General features: G+C 47.2%; 14 protein-coding genes and 5 pseudogenes. 9 read left to right on the top strand and 10 right to left on the bottom strand.

What is annotated here, in order from left to right; all coding sequences use genetic code 11:
- Positions 1-513 precede the first annotated feature (513 nt).
- The 4 genes and pseudogenes from BV494_RS24975 (at position 514) to BV494_RS24965 (ending at position 2,986) form a co-directional block, all read left to right on the top strand.
- A complete protein-coding gene (locus BV494_RS24975; RefSeq protein ID WP_104925471.1) occupies positions 514-1,005 on the top strand; it encodes a helix-turn-helix domain-containing protein in 492 nt (163 codons plus the stop codon).
- 35 nt (positions 1,006-1,040) lie between these two features.
- Entirely contained in the window at positions 1,041-1,223 is a 183-nt protein-coding gene (locus BV494_RS26400; RefSeq protein WP_369694512.1) for an autotransporter outer membrane beta-barrel domain-containing protein, read from the top strand.
- Positions 1,220-1,429, top strand: a complete 210-nt coding sequence (locus BV494_RS26315) for an autotransporter outer membrane beta-barrel domain-containing protein (protein WP_104925470.1) — start codon at positions 1,220-1,222, stop codon at positions 1,427-1,429. Before BV494_RS26400 ends, BV494_RS26315 begins: the two co-directional genes overlap by 4 nt.
- Positions 1,430-1,937: 508 nt before the next feature.
- Positions 1,938-2,986: pseudogene (locus BV494_RS24965) on the top strand (tyrosine-type recombinase/integrase).
- Between the two features lie 90 nt (positions 2,987-3,076).
- Here BV494_RS24965 and BV494_RS24960 read toward each other — a convergent pair.
- Complete coding sequence (locus BV494_RS24960) at positions 3,077-3,556, bottom strand: GNAT family N-acetyltransferase (protein ID WP_104925469.1); 480 nt, start codon at positions 3,554-3,556, stop codon at positions 3,077-3,079.
- Positions 3,553-3,813 carry a type II toxin-antitoxin system TacA family antitoxin gene (locus tag BV494_RS24955; RefSeq protein ID WP_104925468.1) on the bottom strand — a complete coding sequence of 87 codons (261 nt, stop codon included), beginning with the start codon at positions 3,811-3,813 and terminating at the stop codon, positions 3,553-3,555. The genes BV494_RS24960 and BV494_RS24955 overlap by 4 nt, the downstream gene beginning before the upstream one ends.
- A gap of 447 nt (positions 3,814-4,260) precedes the next feature.
- Between BV494_RS24955 and BV494_RS24950 the strand changes: the two are divergent.
- The 3 pseudogenes from BV494_RS24950 to BV494_RS24940 form a co-directional block, all read left to right on the top strand.
- A pseudogene (locus BV494_RS24950) lies at positions 4,261-4,464 on the top strand (hypothetical protein); the annotation flags it as partial.
- 73 nt (positions 4,465-4,537) lie between these two features.
- Positions 4,538-4,804, top strand: a pseudogene (locus BV494_RS24945) (transposase); the annotation flags it as partial.
- A gap of 67 nt (positions 4,805-4,871) precedes the next feature.
- A pseudogene (locus BV494_RS24940) lies at positions 4,872-6,022 on the top strand (IS30 family transposase).
- On the opposite strand, the gene BV494_RS24935 reads toward BV494_RS24940, so the two are convergent.
- Together BV494_RS24935 and msbA are read right to left on the bottom strand one after the other, a co-directional pair.
- On the bottom strand, positions 5,942-6,298 hold the full coding sequence (locus BV494_RS24935; RefSeq protein ID WP_104925467.1) for a transposase: 357 nt from the start codon (positions 6,296-6,298) through the stop codon (positions 5,942-5,944). The pseudogene BV494_RS24940 and the gene BV494_RS24935 sit on opposite strands and share 81 nt — an antisense overlap.
- Positions 6,299-6,771: 473 nt before the next feature.
- Entirely contained in the window at positions 6,772-8,529 is a 1,758-nt protein-coding gene (gene msbA, locus BV494_RS24930; RefSeq protein ID WP_192938231.1) for a lipid A ABC transporter ATP-binding protein/permease MsbA, read from the bottom strand.
- A gap of 286 nt (positions 8,530-8,815) precedes the next feature.
- Between msbA and BV494_RS24925 the strand changes: the two genes are divergently transcribed.
- Positions 8,816-9,619, top strand: coding sequence for a glycosyltransferase family 9 protein (locus tag BV494_RS24925; RefSeq protein WP_104925465.1), 804 nt, complete (start codon positions 8,816-8,818; stop codon positions 9,617-9,619).
- A gap of 59 nt (positions 9,620-9,678) precedes the next feature.
- Here BV494_RS24925 and BV494_RS24920 read toward each other — a convergent pair whose 3' ends face one another.
- Together BV494_RS24920 and BV494_RS24915 are read right to left on the bottom strand one after the other, a co-directional pair.
- Entirely contained in the window at positions 9,679-10,935 is a 1,257-nt protein-coding gene (locus BV494_RS24920; RefSeq protein ID WP_104925464.1) for an O-antigen ligase family protein, read from the bottom strand.
- Position 10,936: 1 nt separating this feature from the next.
- On the bottom strand, positions 10,937-11,908 hold the full coding sequence (locus BV494_RS24915) for a glycosyltransferase family 8 protein (protein WP_104925463.1): 972 nt from the start codon (positions 11,906-11,908) through the stop codon (positions 10,937-10,939).
- A 150-nt stretch (positions 11,909-12,058) separates the two neighbouring features.
- On the opposite strand from BV494_RS24915, the gene BV494_RS24910 reads away from it, so the two are divergent.
- Positions 12,059-13,318, top strand: coding sequence for a serine hydrolase domain-containing protein (locus tag BV494_RS24910; RefSeq protein ID WP_104925462.1), 1,260 nt, complete (start codon positions 12,059-12,061; stop codon positions 13,316-13,318).
- 345 nt (positions 13,319-13,663) lie between these two features.
- On the opposite strand, the gene BV494_RS24905 is transcribed toward BV494_RS24910, so the two are convergent.
- The 4 genes and pseudogenes from BV494_RS24905 to BV494_RS24890 form a co-directional block, all read right to left on the bottom strand.
- Positions 13,664-14,686 carry an IS110 family RNA-guided transposase gene (locus BV494_RS24905; protein WP_009652586.1) on the bottom strand — a complete coding sequence of 341 codons (1,023 nt, stop codon included), beginning with the start codon at positions 14,684-14,686 and terminating at the stop codon, positions 13,664-13,666.
- Between the two features lie 84 nt (positions 14,687-14,770).
- Positions 14,771-17,751, bottom strand: a pseudogene (locus BV494_RS24900) (Tn3 family transposase).
- A gap of 393 nt (positions 17,752-18,144) precedes the next feature.
- Complete coding sequence (locus tag BV494_RS24895) at positions 18,145-19,443, bottom strand: NtaA/DmoA family FMN-dependent monooxygenase (RefSeq protein WP_104925461.1); 1,299 nt, start codon at positions 19,441-19,443, stop codon at positions 18,145-18,147.
- Positions 19,421-20,656, bottom strand: coding sequence for an aminotransferase class I/II-fold pyridoxal phosphate-dependent enzyme (locus tag BV494_RS24890; protein WP_104925460.1), 1,236 nt, complete (start codon positions 20,654-20,656; stop codon positions 19,421-19,423). Before BV494_RS24890 ends, BV494_RS24895 begins: the two co-directional genes overlap by 23 nt.
- Positions 20,657-20,696 lie beyond the last annotated feature (40 nt).

Here is a 20,696-nt window from a genome sequence, read left to right as displayed (position 1 = left end):
CTATACTTAAATTTGAAAGTAAACTCTCAAAAATTTGTAACTAAAAATTTACATAATTTATGTAGGAATAATATTGGGAATAGAAAAGTGTTCAAAGTTTTTAATTTAAACTAATTATTAAAGAACATTAAGCATTGAATGTAATTCATATGTAGCATGCAATAATCTAAATAATAAAACTGTAGTTCATATGATCATAATGATAATTGATCACGATATCAAAATTATAGTTATAGATCAACGCATTCTAGAATGAAAGCCATAGCTTAAGTTAATCTCGATAGCACACTGGTTGAGTGAATGTTTTTTGTAGCAGCATCTAATGTAGATTCACAAGTGTTAATGTTAAAATTAATGCCTTTCTTTAGGAACATGGTAAATAGACATGACTGGATGCGCTATATTCTGAGGAAAATTACTGCGTTCCTCTTTTAATGTATTTACCTTAATTTATGATGCGGAAATAAGACTTTTTTCAAATCCGAAGGAATTTTATGAAATGGGAGTTAGTTGATGATTATTACAGAGAATAGTTATTTTGAGATTGGTTTAAAAGAGGTGTTAAAGAATGGTTTCTTACCTTCGAACCTCAATATTAAATATTTTTATACAGGACACGGTAGCGTATATGTTTTTTTTCCTGATAAAATTAAACCAAATTTATTTGTTGAACCAATACAGATATTTGCAATATGCAGAAAGAATAAAATTTCGATGAACCTCAACACTAATGATTTCGCTGATGAACTTATGGAAGTCATAGGAAATAGTCACTTCATCCCTAAACCACCGCTTACTATGCGTGAGTTATTGGTTTTAGATAATCTTTGCAAAGGTATTAGTTCAAAAAGTATTTCAAAATTTCTTAATATTGAGGAGAAAACAATCAGTAGCCACAAGAATAATGCACTAAATAAATTGAGTATGGAAAGTTTTTCAAGTTTCCATATGGAATTTAGGTCTTGGTGTAAACTATGGTTTAAGTTTAAATTCAGATTTAAATAGAATCGTATTTGAGTGGCACATAATACAGATACTCTATACGTATTGGCGACCGGTCCTCAGGTGCTACTTACCGTGATTCATTTACGGATGAGCAAAATAATACCCTGCTTTGGATGCGTAATGTTGGCGGACATACGAATTGGCACACTTCTTCTGGACAGCTTAAAACAAAAAGTAATCAGTATGTTGTTCAGATTGGGAGTGATATTAAATCATGAAATTAAAAGGAGCGGATCGTTTGAGTCTCGGTCTTATGACTGGATACGGCACTAGCAAAAGTAAAACACATAGCTCGCTTACAGGATATTCTTCAAAAGGTACTATTCACGGGTATAGTGCAGGTCTTTACGGCACCTGGATAGGTATAGAAAAAGAACAAGCAATCGAATCATCAAATCTATTATTATTATTTACACAACATTGATGACCGATTATGTGCACTCACTTACATGTCACATTTTGAGTTGGATGAGGTTGAGTATAGCGGCGTAGAGGATATGCTGACTATCAGCGTCTGTCAGACATATTTACGCCGGTTGCCACAATAAAGGCTTTGAGTTCGTCTTTTATCAAACCTAGTGCCTCTAAGACTAACAGTGGGAAGATCGTCTGCAGCAATGGCGAGGGACATACGTTAGAGCAAAGTCATCTATCCCTGCAGATGCAATAACCCAAAAGCCCTTTCTACTGAATATTTTATAGTATTTCCTAAACATGGGTAGATTTATTCAACTTTATATAATGGGACTTATATAAAGTTAGTCTTCTTTTGAAGGAACTGGTAATCTAACCAGTAGTTACAGGTGTAGATGATTTTTTTCTGTCGATCGTGCAGGTTTCGCTACGTGAAATCTGCAAGGTAAATCCCCTGCATCTTTCTCAGAATCTACGTAGCGTCGTCAGTTACCGGGAGTTCGCTTTTTAAGCTAAATATGGATAAATTAACACCAATCCCCCAAGCGCTACCGGCTATCCAGACTGAAGAGGATGTTCTGGCCAGGCTTAAGGAATTTGTACAGGACAAAGAAGCATTTTCACCTAATACCTGGCGACAACTGATGAGCGTAATGCGGATTTGTCATACATGGTCGACAAAGAATGGTCGTTCGTTTTTGCCTATGCTTCCGGACGATCTTCGCGATTACCTGAACTGGCTACAAGAGAACGGGCGCGCCTCTTCAACGATTGCCACGCACGGTTCTTTAATTTCAATGTTACACCGTAACGCAGGTCTCACCCCTCCTAACATCTCACCGCTGGTATTCAGGGCCGTTAAGAAGATAAATCGTGTTGCGGTTGTAACCGGTGAACGTACGGGTCAGGCGGTTCCCTTCCGTCTTGAAGATTTGCTGAAACTGGATGCACTGTGGTCTGACTCAATATCGCTTCGGCACAAACGGGATTTGGCATTTCTGCATCTCGCTTATAGCACGCTGCTGCGTATCAGTGAATTAGCACGTCTCCGTGTTCGAGACATCTCCCGGGCACCGGATGGCAGGATCATCCTCAATGTAAGCTATACCAAAACTATTGTTCAGACGGGGGCCTTATCAAATCCCTAAGCTCGCAGTCTTCCCGACGGTTGTCAGAATGGTTGTCTGCGTCAGGTATGAGCGCCGAACCTGACGCTTTCCTCTTCTGTCCGGTTCACCGCTCTGGGAGTGCAACTCTTTCTATCACCCGTCCGCTGAGCACGCCGGCGATTGAATTTATCTTCACCAAGGCATGGCGGACGATTGGAACAGCTGAAACTATCACCCCAAATAAAGGGCGCTACATGACCTGGACTGGTCACAGTGCCCGTGTAGGAGCTGCGCAGGACATGGCGGGACGTGGCTATGCCGTTGCTCAGATTATGCAGGAAGGGACATGGAAAAAGCCCGAAACATTAATGCGTTATATTCGTAATCTTCAGGCGCATGAAGGTGCGATGACTGACCTTATGGAAAAAAGCCTTCTAAATCATAAGAATAAAAAATAGCACAAGTCATACTTCATCATTATGAAGTATGACTTCTTGTTTGGTTTTTTCGATTTCATCACTTGCTATGCTTCAAGGTTGCTGTGAATACTAAAGGCGAAGCATTAATGTCATCGGATTAATTGGCGATGATGTAAAACCGTAGTGTTCATAAAATTGTTTAGCTGGTTCATGAAGTGCATGTACGAGCAATGCTCTGACCCCTGTATTTTCAGCAATTGAGTGAACTCGAAGAACAGCATCCTGTAACAATGAGGCTCCTAACTTTATTCCCTGAGCGCGAAGGTCGACCGCCAATCTTCCCAATACAATGACCGGAACTGGGTCAGGCATATTACGCCGAGCTGCCCCTGTTGCTTCCCTGTGGGACACAGCGCCGGCTGCAAGGGCGTAATAACCGACAACACTTTTATCGTTAGTCGCGACAACAAAAGTACGACTTGCACCATTTAAATGGTTTGTCAGAGCGCGCCGTTTTAACCATTCATCTAACGTTGATTCCCCACAACCAAAAGCATCAAGGATATGTGCAGTTGTGAGTGGCTCAGGGGCAGATAATTGTAAACTCATGCCCAAGGTGCTTTCACTGCCATCAGGTGCTCCAGACCCTGATTTGTCTTTTGAGGTGCATCAAGCATCGCTGTGAATTCATGAAATTTTTCAGTATCTAACTGGAAAAAAACCTGGTCGAGCAGAATAGCCTGCGCGCGCTCACAAGCTACTTCCAGCATAAAATCAGATCGGTTTTTACCCAATAAACTGGCAGCTTGATCGATGAGATCACGCTGTTCCGGCAAAGCACGTAAATTAATTGCAGCGTCACGCATTTTTTATAGCTCCTGTATCGACAACAGCTATACATTAGATTGTTGTATAGCTATTGTCAATACACTCTCTGAGTGACCCTCTTAATAATGAACTTTCTCGTTTTGAGAGTGGGTTTGCCTAGTGGTACCTCTTCTTTGCCAGTAGTAGTAAGAAATGAGGGTAGGCATCCCTTGAGATAGTCAGATTGAAAATGACTTGGCATATGTACCTTCAGGGATACACTTACACAAATAGACGAATAGGCAGGATATAACATCAAACCCGAAGAAAACTCTCAAGAACCACGTCACGCTGAATGTCTGCCGAGAGCGAGGAGCGCAAGTCGGAATACATACTTAAATCGAGCAATTTTGAGTTATGGGGCGCTGGTCAACCCACTGAGTTGTTTTTGCCTATTATAACGGTCACAATCAACCTCTAAGTGTATGGATTTGAAAGTGATTACCATGAAGAAAACCAAGGCTGATTTTGGCGTAACTATTGACGACACTTTAATAACGGATTTTCGCGATGTGGTTAATGAAGGGGAGTTTGCTTACAGCTACTTCATAAACAGAAATGGTAAAAACCATTTCAGCCCTATCTGTTCGTGCATGGATTGGATAAGCGTTTCTGTTCGCAATCTGATGAGCTTCCCTGAGCTGTCTGAAGTGTAGTGGTTTACTGAATTTGGCCACCTGATAAGAGGTGATATCATCACCTCAGCACATCAAAGGTGACCCTATGACCGGACGTACCAGAAGAACTTTTAGCCCTGAATACCGTCTTGAAGCAGCACAACTTGTACTCGACCAAAATTATTCCGTTGCTAACGCTGCCAGAGCGATGAACGTCGGAGTTTCCACGATGGATAAGTGGGTTCGTCAGCTTAAGGACGAACGGGCGGGTAAATCGCCTAAAGCAACGCCCATGACGCCAGAACAGCTTGAGATACGTGAGCTTAAAAAACAGATACAACGCATTGAAATGGAAAACGATATTTTAAAAAAGGCTACTGTAGATTCAATTGATCAATGCAACATCCATGCTAAAACATGGGGTAGCGGAGGATTATTGAATGAAGCGTACATTTACGGCACTAGAAAAAGAGTTTGTTTTCGACTCATGGAAGAACGGCATCGGCTTCAGTGACATTGCTAAAACCCTGGATTCTAAGCCCGGCACCATTTTCACTATTTAAGAGACTCCGGTGGCATGAAGCCCAACGTGCGCAAACGCGCTTCATCACATTTAACGTTATCTGAACGGGAAGAAATACGCGTCGGACTCTCTGCCAAAAAAAGTATCAGAGCTATTGCGCAATCTCTAAATCGCTCGCCTTCTACGATCTCAAGAGAGGTTCAACGTAACCGTGGCAGACGCTATTACAAAGCTGTGGATGCGAACAACCGGGCGAACCGAATGGCCAAAAGGCCGAAGCCCTGCTTGCTGGATAAGAATCTGGAATTAAGGGATTTAGTTTTGGAAAAACTGGAGCTCAAATGGTCTCCTGAACAAATATCCGGATGGCTTAAAAATACAGCGTATCGCCGAAAATCGATGCAAATATCAGCAGAGACGATTTATAAAACCCTGTATTTTCGCACCAGAAACGCCTTACATCATCTGTTGGTAAAGCACCTGCGCCGTTCTCACAGTCTACGTCATGGAAAACGCCACTCTCGCAAGGGTGAGCGCGGGACGATTAACATCGTCAATGGTATTTCGATCCATGAGCGTTCGGGGCATATCGACAATCGTCGTTCTGTTGGCCACTTGGAAGGGGATTTAGTCTCAGGAACAAAAAATACACATATTGCTACTCTCGTTGATAGGAAATCGCGCTATACCATCCTGCTGAAATTGAAGGGAAAAGACGCCACTTCAGTGAATGATGCATTGATAGAGAAATTTAAAGGAATGCCCTTCAAACTCAGGCAGTCATTGACCTGGGACCGCGGTATGGAGCTGGCCAAACACGCTGATTTTACGGCTAATACAGGCACGCTAGTTTATTTCTGTGACCCACAAAGCCCATGGCAACGAGGTACCAACGAGAACACTAATGGCCTTATTCGGCAATACTTCCCTAAAAAGACCTGTCTGGCTCAACATTCACAAGAAGACCTGGACCAGGTCGCAGAGCAATTAAACAACAGGCCGAGGAAAACATTGAAATTTAGGACGCCAAAACAGGTTTTTGAAAAGGGTGTTGCGTTGACAAGTTGAATCTACAGTAGCCTCCTTTAAGATATTTTTCTCGCGTTCAATTTTACGGATCTGGGCTTCGAGCGCCTGAATACGCTGCTGGTCAGGCGTCAGGGCTTTACCCACGTCCGGTGTTACGCCACCGCGTTCACTATTAAGTTGATGAACCCAGCGCTGCATCGCCGTTTTACCCACGCCCATAGCCTCGCAGGCCTGCGCAATAGAATAGCCACGATCAACCATGAGGCTTGCAGCTTCGCACTTAAACTCAGGAGAAAAAGCTTTTCGACCTTTCATTGGACACCTCTTATGTATTGGGGAAGTTTATCACCCTTAAGTCGTGTCCAAGATCATTAGGCCACATCAGACCATCATGATCACGCAAACATAACCAGCGAGCGAAACCCACCTGAAAAGCGCCGCCGCCCCGGCCTCAAGGGGCGGAACAGAGTCGCTTTATAGATAGATGTTGTAACTGGAGTTCTTAATGGCTTTCAGACTGAGGCCCGCGGTTTCTATCTTTCGTCTGCGACCATCTGACTTATGCGCGTCTGAAAGGCCGCTGCTTAAACGACGTCGGGCAGGGAGGGGGTTGGCCTTGCATGAACTTAACGCTCTGTAACCGGCTCTGCCGGGTTAACGGCGCCCGATGGGATATGAGCCGTCCTTAACGGTTTTTGGCCCCTGAATGCCGCTGACGCGGCATTCAGGGGCAGGCTGCGCACTGCTCGCCCGCATGATGGACTTTTAGAAAGGAGTTATACGAATACCTACTGCTCAGCAGTAAACTGCATGTCATGTAACTTACAGTACAGACCAGACTGTTGCAGAAGGCTGGCGTGGCTCCCACGCTCACTGATTTGGCCATCGTCCATTACGATAATTTCATCGCAGGCCTCAATGGTTGAAAGTCTGTGAGCAATAATCAGCACCGTGCATTCATGCCTGAAATTTCCCAGTGACATTTTTATTGCGTGCTCAGACTCATTGTCCAATGCTGAAGTAGCTTCATCCAAGATAAGCAGTGGCGTTTTCTTTAACAGGGCTCGTGCAATGGCTATCCTCTGACGCTGACCACCTGATAGCTGGACACCATTTTCTCCGGCCATTGTATCGAGGCCTTCAGGCAATTTATTTATAAAAATATCGGCATAAGCCTTAGATGCAGCGGTACTGATATCCGCACGGGAAATGTTTTCAGGACTGGCATAGGCGATGTTGTCAGCCAGACTTGCGTCAAAAAGATGAACGTGCTGGGAAACCAGCGAAATTTTATCCCGTAAAGACTTGAGCTGGTAACTCCTGATTTCATGCCCGTCTAACAGTATTTCTCCTTCGTAATCATCGTAAAAGCGCGGGAGAAGACTGACCAAGGTAGTTTTTCCTGAGCCTGATCGACCGACCAGCGCTACGGTTTTACCTGCAGGCACTCTGAAACTCACGTTACGTAGAGCATAGTCTTCCGAGTTTTCATAGCGGAAGCTGACATTACGAAACTCTAGCTCGCCCCGTACACCTTCAGCAGATAGCGTACCTTCGTCTCGTTCCTGAGCGGTATCCAGAAGGCTAAACAGTGAGTGGCATGCCGTCATGCCCTGTTGAAAGCCGGCGTTAAGTCCCGTTAATGATTTCAGCGGGCGCATTATCATGAACATGGCGGAGAAAACCACTGTCACAGAGCCGGCAGAAAGCGTTTCCAGTACGGATGGAAAACTTGCAGCGAAAAGCACCGCGGCGAGCGCCATCGAAGCAATCATTTGTATGAATGGGTCTGAAAGAGCAGCAACAGAGACCATTCTCAGGCCGTGCTTGCGCATTGAGTTACTGACGTCTGCAAAGCGCGTCTGCTCAGTAATCTGACCGCCGAACATTCGTACCTCACGATGATTTCTGAGCATCTGCTCAGCGCTGACGGCTACGCGGCCCATGGTTTTTTGCAAATCCTGACTGATTCGACGAAACCTGCCGGACACCGCTCGGACGCTCAGCGCGATGACTGGCGCAGCGACCAGGAGCACTATGGAAAGCTGCCAGCTGTTCCAGACCATAAGCACCATAAGAGCGATAATTGAGGCAGAATTCCGGACCAGTGAGACGAGCGTATCAGATGAGGCAGATGCAACGCGCTCAGAGTCATAGGTAATTTTGGTCAGAAGGCTACCTGACGAATGGCGATTATGGTAACTGACAGGCATTCCCATCAGATGACTGAAAATCTGACGTCGCATGGACATCACCACGCGGCCCGACACCCATGCCATGCAGTAATCTGATACGTATCCTGTCACACCACGAAGGGCAACGAGCGCGATGACAGCAAGTGGCAGCCAGCGTAACGATTCGGGCGTAACGCTGCCAAAGCCAATTCCATTCATCAGGGGCTTGAGTAGTGAAAGCAGACCTGCATCGGTTGCGGCACTGACTATCAGGGCCAGGCTTGCCGCAATTAAGCCCTTTTTGTGTGGGGCTATGTAGGGTAGAAGCCTGCGGAACGTTGCCTGAGTTGAGAAATCACTAAATTGATTCACGTAAAAATTCCGGTGACCGATAAGACATCCGGGCTTTGTATACATGCAACGCTCTCAAGTCCAGAATAATTTTCATGCGGACTATTCGAAGCCATTAGCCAGACTGGTCTGTAGTCTTTAGATACGGCTTAAGTGAGACAAAAAAATTAGGCCCCAAAAACAGATTGGATGTAAGAATGTTTTTTTTAATTCCTGAAAAACGTTAATATATAAGATGATAAGTTCATGCTCCGATCTGATATTAATCGGAATTTTATTGCGACCTGCTCTCAGTTATGGGTAATTTATGCAGTTCCTTAAATCGTTTAACAGAAATAAAAATAAGTTCTTCAGAGAAATCAAAAAAAAGACTTTGTTATCTTTCCTGCGTACTCAACGATCCCGATCCTCTTTTGAACTCAGCAAGGTTCGCAATATCCTACTGCTTCGTCTCGATGATAAAATAGGCGATATGGTTGTGACCACAGGAACGGCATATTTACTTGCGAAACAGGGGTACAGGGTTTCAGTGCTGACAGGCCCGGTATGCGGTCAGATGCTGAAGAACTGTGATTATCTTGATCATATCATTCAGTATAAGAACCGCATGTCACTTGATGCGTTAAACGCGCAGAACTTTGATGTCATCATTGATTTTGATGATGTGCTGGACTATGAACGTCTGAGTCTGGCATGGCGCATGAAGCACAGCCATCATATTGGCTTCAATAAAAATATACCGGCACTCTATAACCCTTCGATCAGTTATCTGGACGCGGAAAAACACATTACCGAACGTCGTAAACGTGTACTGTATTTTAAGCGTAAGAACAGCCTGTCCGTAGACATTGATCCAGAGAAGGTAAGCATGCTCATCCAGGCTACAGATCAGATGGCAGTGGCTTTTGGTGAGGGCTATGAGAACCTGATTGCCTGCCACTGGATCAACATTCAGCACAGGCATTATTCAGACATCAAAGATGAAATTGACAGGGCTCATGTGCGGGAAGTTTTGAATCACATATCACTCGTTTCATTTTTATGCGATACACGCGTGAGACTGAGTTTTAAGAAAAAGTACCTGAAATTACGTATGACACGAGCTCTCTGAAAGGGCATCATCCTGCCAGCGGTCGCTGAATCAATCGACGGACGCTGGCAAAACTCCCACTATCTCTGGATAAAATCTCTGCCTTCCGAGGATTGCAGCAGGGCATAGCTGACAAAAACTGACAGGCATAGCGTTGTGACTGAAAGTGACTGTATCAGTACGGTATCCGTCAGTCCGAAAATGACAAAGGAGGCCGGCAAAATCGCTATGGCTGAAGGGCGCCTCGTCAGAGGAACAATCAGCAGCACAAGATAAAAGACCAGAATTGATACTCCGCCGGCTATCCCCTGAAGTGAGAGCGTTTCTAAAATGTCATCATGAAGGTGATACTGAACATTCTTGTAAGCTTCAGGATTTTTTCGTTCATGATCGACAATAAACTGCCGGGCTTTTGATGTTCTCTCATCAGGGCTTTGTCCCATCAGTGTCCAACTGATACTGGCATACCCCCCCTTCCAGATAGAAAAGCGTGCGCCAATCGACGTATCATTATTTGTATTGTACGACCCAATTTCCGTGCGGATGCTGTCCAGTCTCTGCCATACAGACTGTGGCAACATGGTAAAGCCGGCGGCCATTAATACGACCAGAGGAATTAATGCGAATCTGATGAGCCGTGCATGCGTCAGGCAGAAGAATCCCAGATACAGTATGGGCAAAGTCAGCACTCCAGCCCGGGATTCAGTCAGGATAAGCAGCAGCGTGTTGAGCAGGAAAGTAATGCAGAATATACAGGTCCTGCCCCCTACGTGCTCCACGGCTCTATAGCCTGTGAATAGCGTACATAAAGCCAGAGCCGTAATCAGATAGGACACCGTGCCAGCTGAATCGGTCAGTAATTGTATCCGCAACCCCGTCTGCAGATGCTCATGCACTGCAAATCCCGTCGTGGCAATAAGCCCTGCAAGCAGGATTGCAAACCCACTGAGTACAGCCCTTCGCGCAATGTTGTGCCGCCATGCGATAAAAAAATACGCCATCAAGCCAGAGATTATGAAGAGTTTTCCGCCCGTACGATAATTTGAAGTGATATCGCTGAACTGAGTCTGTGAATACATCTCTCCCCACATAAACCTGATCGAGCCGATCAACATCAGTGCAGCGGCCACAGCCAGAGCCACCCTGTCGAAAACAAAATCTTTCTGCTTAATCTTTATGGCCATAAACAGCAACGATACATAGCCGGAGAGGTATAACAGCTTTCGCGGATAGGCATCGACAAAAAGGGATGTTGAAAGGGCCGTGCAGATAACAATAAAAATAGCCTGATAAGCTAATCGGTACGTAATAACCGGACCCTTTTTAAGGAGCATCATCTTAGAAATACCTCATCTGGAAATACCTTAACCGCCAGTACACTCCTCTGAGTAACTGATGCGTCCTGAACATGGTCTTGTACATTTTTTTTGCCTGATAATGATTTCGAGGCAGATCGAATGGACGTGAAGCCACAGGCGAGTGGCGGTATATTTTCTGATAATACTGGCAGACTTTCTGCTGGTTCCATTGCTGCCATGGTTTATCAGCGCCTGCATAATGAATAACGCAGGTATTGGCTGGCACGTCTTTGCTATAGCTGTGCGCATTGTGGGCCAGCATTTCAATGTGATTAAATCGTCGGTCCACGTAACAAACATTCCCTTCAAGAACGATGTTAAGGGCATCCTGGTCGAGATATTGGAGAGGCTTTTCAGAGTTAGTCAGTGCCTGGAGTGCCTTTTCGCTAATGCCGGTCTGTTTCCATTTCTGAACGTTGATGAGCATCATGCCCGCGTTGAAATAGTCGGTTTTTTTCAGCCCAACATTCTCTGCAAGTGCTTTCTGGAGATTTTCAATTTCTCCGACAACGAACGCCACAACATTCGGATCCCTTTCAGCTAATAGCCATAAAGGATCGAGAGATTTGATACAGACCATATCAGCGTCGAGATAAAGTACATGATCGGCATACGGAACCAGCTGAGGCGCGAGCAAGCGATAATAGGTAGCGCGTGTAAACAACGCGGTAGTAGGGAGCGAACTGAACATATCATCGCCCGCATGATGTACCGTTAATCCATGTTTTCTACCTGCAAGAACTTCAGAAAATTTAGCCGCATCACCTTCGTCAAATTCTGAAGAGATGATATGGAAATGGTAAACGGAGTGATCAGCATGCTCAATGATAGACATCACCGTGATTAACGCATGAAAGATGAAATTGCTGTCTACACCAAAAAATATATGCCTGTTACTACCCGAGTCCGTTATTACCCTGCTTCGTATAGCCTGAAGGTTAAGTTGCTCCATACCTGTCCATTGTCAAAATTAAGCTGGCAAGCGATATCACTCTGATATCAGACGATCTCAAATGAAATAGCGACTACCAACTATAGATTATCTGGAGCTTGTTTCCTACACTGCTAGGCTTCAACAGCCAATGCAAAGGGGAAACCAGTGATGACAAAGCGAACTTTCAACCGTCTCCTGCTGTCGGCGGCTGCATCGTCGTCAGGACTGCCTTTCGCAAGTTCAGCCTCTGCGCAGCCAGCGTCGCCCGCCGGCGTGAACTTGTCCAACTGGCGAAATGCGCCGAACAACCGTCGATCGTTCCATCACATCGATGAGCTTTTGCCCGTGGCAACCGTAAAGCGAGGCACGAACACGTCGACGCTCGATGCATCGGCCAAAAGCCTCGACGGTTTTTCTCTGCAGATCCCAAACGGGCCGCAGCTCGGCCTCGATGCGGTGCTAGCCGCCACCTCGACCGATGCACTGGTGGTGCTGCTCAATGGCCAGGTAGTGCACGAGTTTTACGGTAACGGCATGATTGCATCGTCGAAGCACATTCTTATGTCTGCGACCAAGGCGGTCATGGGTCTGCTCGCAGGACTGCTCGCGCAGAAAGGTCGCCTCGATGTGGAAGCGCCAATCACAACGTACGTCCCAGAAATTGGCAACGGCCCGTATGCGGGCGCATCGGTTCGGCACCTGCTGGACATGCGCGTCGGTATTCAGTTCGACGAGACCCAGCAAACGGCATACGACGAGGCGACCGGTTGGGAACCGACGCGGTCCGGCACAGCCTCTGTGGGCCTGCATGCATTTTTCACGCAGCTAAAAGGTCCGGCCCAGTCTCATGGCGGCGGATTTCGCTATGTTTCGGCTAACACTGACTTGCTGGGCTGGGTAATCGAGCGAGCCACGGGTCAACCTATAGCTGCCATGTTGAGCGAACTTCTCTGGGCACCGCTAAAAGTCGAGCAGGACGCCGCCATCACGCTCGATGCGCGAGGCGCACCACGTTGTACCGGCGGCCTATGTGCGACTGCACGCGACTTCGCTCGCATCGGGCAACTTCTCGTCAACAAAGGTCTGTGCGGAAGCACTCAGGTCGTTCCTGCGGAACTGATCGATGACTTGGCGCAGAACGGAGACCGCGCGGCTTGGGCGTCCGGCGAATGGGCCACCGGATTTGCACCGATCAGCAAATCCATGAGCTTCCGAAGCGGCTGGTACACCATTGACGGAACGGCTCAGACTCTGTTTGCTATGGGTGTCTACGGCCAGAATCTCTTTGTCGACCGCGCGAACGGCATCGTCGTCGCGAAGTTTTCGTCGTGGGCGGAGCCCACCGACTACCGCGCGTTGGGTCTGACCCACATGGCGCTCGGAGAGGTTCGCCGGTGCCTGACAGGCAAGACGGGTGGGCGCGCATGAGCGCCGTATTGCGCGCGGAGCGCAGGAGAGAAGCCGAAGGTTGGATTGACGTCCACGGGGTCCGCTTGGAAAAGGGAAAATAAGCTACTATAAGGGCTTCCCCGAACAGTCAACGCCGGTTTTTAATTTCTGTCTGTTCATCAATGAAGGGCAAGGGATAAGACTGCGCTACTATAAACGGTCACGTTGAATCTCTATTGATTCGGACCCTGATGAAAGACGCTCGTGAGATCCTCCTTCGCTAATCGGATAGTGATATCCAGTAGGATATGCAGATACTTCTCACGGGGGTCTAACCCTTTACCATCAACGAGTTGCAGTTCAGTTACTACACAGTTAAATTTTTCATGTTGCCGAATACAGTTTGAAGTCATCGCCGTAATGTAATGATGCCCAGCACAACCTCGCATTCTTGGCAGCGATTGCAACAACAGCACGCCAGTATCCCCGCCTGCCAATCAACGAGCAGACCCAACGGCTAAACGAGTCCGTTCTATTCTCTGCCCCTATCATCACAGAACGCGCTCCCTGTACCAGCAGCGTTCTCAGATATGAATCACCGGCTTTCGTTATTCTGCCAAGCTTTGATTTTCCACCACTGCTGTATTGCGATGGCGTTAACCCCAGCCAGGCTGCCAGTTGGCGCCCGTTTTTAAAATCATGTGCGTTGCCAATACTGGCGACCAGTGCACTCGCTGTTGTGGGGCCAATACCTTTCAGTTCCATTAACTGCTGGCTGCGATGGTCTGTTTTGGCCACACGAGATAATACCCTGTCATATTCGGCGATTTTTTCTTCAATATTAGTGATATGAGCCAATAGATCATCAATGCAAAGCCTGACCTGTACTGGCAGAGTTTCTCTCTGGTCAGAAACAATATGACGTAGAGCATCAGTGCTTTGTGGGGCGATAATCCCAAATTCGGATACCAGACCCCGAAGACGGTTATACGTTGCCGTTCTTTCCTGGATAAATCCCTGCCTTGTCCGATGTAAGCACTGCATTGCCTGCTGACTTTCGTCTTTGACGGGTACAAAGCGCATATGCGGCCGCTGCACCGCCTCACAAATAGCTATTGCATCAGCTGCATCATTTTTCCCGGTCTTACCCGCCATGCGATAGGGTGAGACAAATTTTGGGGCCATCAACCGGACATCATGGCCATACTGCCTGAATAATCTTGCCCAATAGTGGGCACCCGAGCAGGCTTCCATTCCAATTACACAGGGAGGTAAACCTGCGATGAGTTCAGGAAGTGCTGCACGTGACACCTTGGGTTTAACCAGAACTGCTTTACCATTTTGGTCAACGCAGTGAACTGCAAATACATTTTTAGCAAGATCGATACCGACAGTAGTGATGGTCATAACGAATCCCTCTGGGTCAATATTTATCCCATGATCGCACGAAAGTTAATCAGGTGCATATCCAGGGGAAGTCCCTTCCATTCGCTAAGACTGTTTTTTGTACAGGCCACTATCTACTGAGCGTAACGAGCGGTATTTCCCTAATCCCAGCTTATGATTGGTTCGCCAAACGTAATCTCCACTCAGGTTGATATGTTCCCATCCCAGAGGCGACAGATGAGAGATCAGTTGCTCATTAATCGGGATCCCTTTTCTTCTCAGGGAATCTATGGCTCTTTCTATATATACCGTATTCCACAGTGAGATTGCCGCAGTCAGTAACGTCAGACCACTGGCACGATAGCTCTGATTCTCCAGTCCCCGATCTCTGATTTCACCCAGCCGATGCATAAAGACAGCTCGCGCAAGGGCATTGCGGGCCTCACCTTTATTCAGCCCCGCCTGTACGCGTCGGCGTAGTGATGGATCGCGAAACCAGTCCAGCATAAACAGTGCCCGTTCGATGCGCCCGATTTCCCTCAATGCCTTTGCAAGGCCATTTTGTTTAGGGTAACTGGCCAGTTTTTTCATCATCAGCGATGCGGTAACTGTCCCCTGTTTTATCGAACTTGCGAGGCGAAGCACCTCATTCCAGTGGGTCTCAATGTCTTTGAAATTCAGGCTGGTTGTTGATAGGACGGACTGAAGCCCCGGATAGCGCTCGGCCTTTTCATGAATAAACAGCCGCTTGTCATGAAGATCACGGATCCTTGGCGCAAAAGCGAATCCCAGCAGGTGCATCAGGGCGAAAACATGTTCAGTGATGCGGTATCGGTGTAATGCTCGGTAATTTCCAGATCGCTTTCATGGTACAGCAGGCCATCAAGCACGTGGGTTGAGTCGCACACTCGGCTGATCACTTTGGCGTAGAACGGGCTGTATTGATCTGAGATATGTGTATAAATCTGCACGCCCGGCTCCTGACCATATTTAAGATTGACCTGACCGGCATAACGTCCGTGACTGCCTACCCGAAAGTTCTGCCCGTCTGACGACGATGTTGTCCCGTCACCCCAAAATGCGGCCAGAGGTCGCGCTTTCTGAGCGTTGACCAGCTCGGCAAGTGCCGCTGAATAAGTTTCATCTCTGATGTACCATGCCTGAATACCTTCGAGTGATGATCTTGTGGCCCCAGGGCAGGCTTCCGCCATTTTTGTCAGCCCAAGGTTGATGCCGTCAGCCAGAATAGTGGTCAGCAACAGTCTTCCGTCTTTTGGTCTGACGTTATTATTTTTGAGGTGCACGAAGTGACGTGTAAATCCCGTCCAGCTGTCAACTTCTTCCAGTATCTCCGTAATTTTAGGATGGGGGAGCATGCCATAGACCAAATCCGCAAAGGTAGAAACACCTGAAGGAACGCTATTCTCCAGCGGAGTGATTTTTACGCCTTTATCTGAGATATCAACATCGGGCAAATCACCCGCAAGCGCCATCGCCTTAACTTCCTCCAGCCGCGATGCAAGAAGAGTCATACGGGCTTGAAGGTATGCCTGGCAATCGGTCTGAACGGCCAACTGTAACTGATCATTATGTCGGGATTTCTCAAACTCAGCAGTTGGGATGAGATAATCATCAAAATTTTTGTAACGGCGCGATCCTTTAACCCAGATATCACCGGAACGTAATGCCCCCTTGAGTTCATTCAGTACGCAAAACTCGTAGTACTTGCGGTCGATGCCTGAAGGTGTGAGCACCAGTTTTCGCCAGCTTTCAGGGATAAACCCTGTTGGCGCTGATGGAGGCACTTTACGAAGTTGTTTACGGTACATTTCCGTTATGGTGTCCAGCGCATCGCTGAGCGTCTGCGCCGCAGGTGTCGCCATGAACTGCAATGCTGACAGCATATGCGGGGCGTATTTACGCAGCGTACTGTATTTTTCGGTGATCAGGTGAAGCGGGTCGAAATTGCCCTTACGGGACAGAAACAGCGTTTCTTCCACGCTGTTGATGAATTCCTGCCAGGGCAGGACGTCTTCTATTGCAGTCCAGGGATCTTCGCCGGATTCTCTGGCGTTAAGTAACGCCTGCCCGACGGTAACGTACTGCTTCAGCTTGCTCTGAATAAGCTTTCCCGTTTGCTGGAGCCGTTCGGCCTGCGTGCGTTTTGCCCTGCTGAACAGACTACCCAGGATACGCTCGTGCAGATCAATCACTTTGTCAGTCAGGGTGGCCCTAGCCTCTGTTATTATACAAACCAGCGTAGCGTAACGTCTGACATCGGTGAATTTTGCCAGGTCCCTGCTGCTCATTTTCCGGCCCTCACGCGCCAGTTTAAGCAACCTGTTCTGGTGAACGGAAAGCGCAATACCATCAGGCAACCCCAGCGCGGTGATGGAATTAAGTCGGTCGATATGTTGCAGCACATTTTTACCGTTGATTTTACCCGGAGACTGAAGCAACCATGCCAGACGGGAGAGTTGTTCACCCTCTGATCTGAGCAGACTGTCGAGTGCTGATTTATGCTGCGTTTCCAGTTGCGCGGTAAGTGCCGAAAATACCGCTCTGTCAGCGAGCGTAACAACTTCGGCAATCGTCCGTTCGATCACATCAACAGAAGGGAAAATAACATTATTGTTATGTAGCCAACTGAGCATTTCTTCCGCCAGCATAAATCCCTTGTCAGTACGCATGGCATAGGGGTGAAGATGCTGGATACAATCTTTTTGCAGTGACCGGCTGAACGGAGCTAATTTCAGGTAACGATAAAGTTCAGTCAGATGTTCCCAGCGAGTTTGCTCTCTTGAGGCATATTCCGACCATAAATCAGGCTGAAGTTTCAGCCGGGAAGTGATTCTTGATATGACACCACTGTGAGGGGGATTGCTTTTGTCCGGAATAAATCCAGGCCCACGCAGATAACAGAGTAATACAGCAAAGCCCAGGCGGTTTGCTGGCCGTCGGTGTTTATTAATGAGTGCAATATCCTGTTCATTCAAAAAACACATTCGGGTCAGGATAACTTCATCATCTGGTATAACCAGTAAGCGATCCTGTTCTTCACTGCTTATTATCTGTCGAGGTGGCATAAATGCTTCCCTCTCGTATAATTTTAGTCCGTTATGAATTGACCATGGCCGAAACCGACGATTACCGTACACCACGGTGGCTGGGTGTACGAAAATAAGCAAAACCACAAACGGACAGCCCACTGATTCCGTACACCCCTTACGGTCAGGGGTTTCCGCTCAACGGAACAAAATCACTCGTTAAGCTTAAACAGCTAAACGTAGGATAATTTCCGAATTCCAAGCGGCCCCCAATATCGGTGCCAGGATAAATCAGAGATCCGGGCCTGTTTGATCTCCTCCCAATATCGGTGTACTTACATCAGGATGAGGTCCGGGAATACTTTTGGCTCAGATCAGAACTGCCAGTTGTTGAATCTAAAACATTAACCTTATGAATATAATAAATATTTTTTAAGCGCCGAATATCTTTTCCCGATACGTTCCTTCTGAATATTCAGTTTTGTATACGCCTCTGTTCTTCAGTTCCGGGATTAAAAAGCCTATAAAGTCCTCATAAGTTCCGGAGTTAACTATGCAGGGCAGGTTAAATCCGTCCGCGCCGTTTTGCTGTAAAGTAACAATCTTATCAGCCAGTTCTGAAGGACTGCCAACCATAACGCACCCCAGTCCCCCGACAGCTGCACGCCGGATCAGCTCACCGACAGTTTCGGGACATTTACTGTGACTTGATACTGTGAACTGCTCAGCAAATGACTGAATGGCTTCTGACTGAAAGGAAGCAAGCGGCCGGAGTGGATCTTGGTCGGTAAGATCGATACCCAACCAGGCAGAAGCTAAAATCTCTGCGCCCTTTGTATCTCCAAAATGAAGAATATGCTCATACTTCTGCTGAGCGACGTTCTTATTTTCTGCAGTGATAAAAGTTACCTGAGGGATGATACGGTAGGACGTGCGCGGCCTCTTGCGTTCTGAGAACTTACGCATAATTCCGGACATGATATGGTTAGTATTTTCTACCGACTTACCGGCCAGAAAAACGCACTCTGCATTTTTAGCAGCAAAAGCGAGTCCTGTATCAGATGCTCCGGCCTGGTAGAGAACGGGACAGCCCTGCGGTGAGTACGCTGACAGACCATATCCGGAGAATTTTATATAATCACCCTCAAATCTCACTTTTTTTGCAGATGAAAAGAAAGCGTCATCCGGGACGGTGTTCATCCGGGGAGCGGCGGCCCACATTTCCATGCACAGCGAGACGTACTCCTCTGCATAAAGATACCTTTCTTTATGATTCAGAGGAGCGCTGAACCCCATTGCCTGCATGGCCGATGGCAAATAAGACGTGACGATGTTCCAGGCCATTCTGCCCCGGGTGAGATGATCCAGCGTACTCATCTTTCTTGTAAACAGATAAGGTGTGTCAGCAAAAACTGACGAGGTCATGCCGAAGCATAAGTTACGTGTCACGGATGCCATAAGCGCGACCGCTGGGGCAGGATCGTGAAGAGGGAACTGAATGCCCCTGGACATGCAATATTCTGACTCGTCATCCTTCTGAGTATGGAGGCCTAAAACATCAGCAAAAAAAACCCCATCGAACAGAGCGTCCTCTAGGGTACAGGCCAGTTTTTTCCAGTAATCCGGGGTCATAAAACCGGCACACTGGTTGTCCGGATTTTTCCACTGGCCCGGATTAAGATGGGTAAGGGAGTTAAGAACAAAGGCATTAAAAATTAACGGGCTTTTCATTAAGCACCTCTCTTTCTGTCATCAAAGAGTTCAGCTTTGCCAGAAAGGCGCTAATCTGTTCCTTCTTCATATCAGCCCTTAAGGTGATCCGTATTGCCGGGCTTGATTTAGGTACAACGGGGAAAAATACCGGGGAGGTAAGAAAGCCCTCCTCTGCCAGCTTTGTGCTGAGCCAGATGCATTCTTCTGCGCTCGAACACCGAATTAACCTTACCGGACTCGGGCTCGATTCACCTCTTGTGCCGCGAAGCTCATCAAAATGATGGATATTATCAGACAATTTTTTTTGCAGCTGGGGCAGTAATTCAGAGTGGTGTATCGCCAGTGAAGCCATTCCAGCGCCTATGCCGGCGGCATTCAGGCTCTGAGACCAGTTAACCGGGCCGCCGTACTGCTCAATTACCGGGGTGATCTTTTTATCTCCGTACAGTATAACGCCACCCGAAGCGCCAAATGCCTTGGCTAGGGAAGCAACAATAAAGGTGTTTTCAGGGAGTTCAGTTAAGAAAGAGCGGGCATAACCGGTACCGTAGGCGCCAGAAATGCTCATGGCATGAGAATCATCGTAGAATAGACCAAGCCCATACTTACTCTGAAGGCTCACGATTTCATTGATGGGTGATATACCTCCCATGCTGTAAAAGGAATCAGCGACGTAAATGACGTGCTGATTAGTCTTACAGATGTCCTCTAAAGCGATGACGTCGTTATGGCCTATAGTCAACACAGACGTTTCTTCTGCGCACAATGCTTTGAGATGATTCATTGAATAATGCGCAAACCGGTCGAACACCATTAACGGCTTTATACCGTCGTTAAAAATACCTGATGCCAGTAAAGGTAACATTGCTGCTGATGCACTGCTGCAGGAAAGCGTTACCAGAGCCTGCGCGTTGAAATGATCGCTGAGCGCATTCTGATAGTTGTCCAGCAGAGCGAGACGGCAGCGGTTCCTTGAGCAGGCTACGCGCAGCGTTGCCTGTTCCTGGATAGCCTTTATGGCACCTTGCTGAATTTCCGGCGCATAGTCCAGGCCAAGATAGGACGTAGTGCAAAAGTGGATGAAATCACGTCCGTGCTGATCTGTCAGACTGTTACCTCCGTTTACCGTGACGCTCAGCTGACTTGTTCTGGAACGACGGGCTATATTCCAGTGAGGCGATGAAGTTTCATGAACCTTGCTGATATTAGAGTGTGTCTTAATATTATTCATCAATGTTTACCTTATTTATGCTGAAGGTACGGCGTACTGA

Source organism: Rahnella sikkimica, from assembly GCF_002951615.1.
Taxonomy (GTDB): Bacteria; Pseudomonadota; Gammaproteobacteria; order Enterobacterales; family Enterobacteriaceae; genus Rahnella; species Rahnella sikkimica.
The sequence above is the reverse complement of the archived record's forward strand: the minus strand, read 5'-3'. Positions and strand labels throughout refer to the sequence as shown.

Excerpts from the sequence above, each read along its gene's own strand:
- BV494_RS24975 (WP_104925471.1), top strand. The coding sequence starts at position 514 with ATGATTATTACAGAGAATAGTTATTTTGAGATTGGTTTAAAAGAGGTG.
- BV494_RS26315 (WP_104925470.1), top strand. The coding sequence starts at position 1,220 with ATGAAATTAAAAGGAGCGGATCGTTTGAGTCTCGGTCTTATGACTGGA.
- BV494_RS24960 (WP_104925469.1), bottom strand. The coding sequence starts at position 3,556 with ATGAGTTTACAATTATCTGCCCCTGAGCCACTCACAACTGCACATATC.
- BV494_RS24955 (WP_104925468.1), bottom strand. The coding sequence starts at position 3,813 with ATGCGTGACGCTGCAATTAATTTACGTGCTTTGCCGGAACAGCGTGAT.
- BV494_RS24935 (WP_104925467.1), bottom strand. The coding sequence starts at position 6,298 with ATGAAAGGTCGAAAAGCTTTTTCTCCTGAGTTTAAGTGCGAAGCTGCA.
- BV494_RS24925 (WP_104925465.1), top strand. The coding sequence starts at position 8,816 with ATGCAGTTCCTTAAATCGTTTAACAGAAATAAAAATAAGTTCTTCAGA.
- BV494_RS24920 (WP_104925464.1), bottom strand. The coding sequence starts at position 10,935 with ATGATGCTCCTTAAAAAGGGTCCGGTTATTACGTACCGATTAGCTTAT.
- BV494_RS24915 (WP_104925463.1), bottom strand. The coding sequence starts at position 11,908 with ATGGAGCAACTTAACCTTCAGGCTATACGAAGCAGGGTAATAACGGAC.
- BV494_RS24910 (WP_104925462.1), top strand. The coding sequence starts at position 12,059 with ATGACAAAGCGAACTTTCAACCGTCTCCTGCTGTCGGCGGCTGCATCG.
- BV494_RS24905 (WP_009652586.1), bottom strand. The coding sequence starts at position 14,686 with ATGACCATCACTACTGTCGGTATCGATCTTGCTAAAAATGTATTTGCA.
- BV494_RS24895 (WP_104925461.1), bottom strand. The coding sequence starts at position 19,443 with ATGAAAAGCCCGTTAATTTTTAATGCCTTTGTTCTTAACTCCCTTACC.
- BV494_RS24890 (WP_104925460.1), bottom strand. The coding sequence starts at position 20,656 with ATGAATAATATTAAGACACACTCTAATATCAGCAAGGTTCATGAAACT.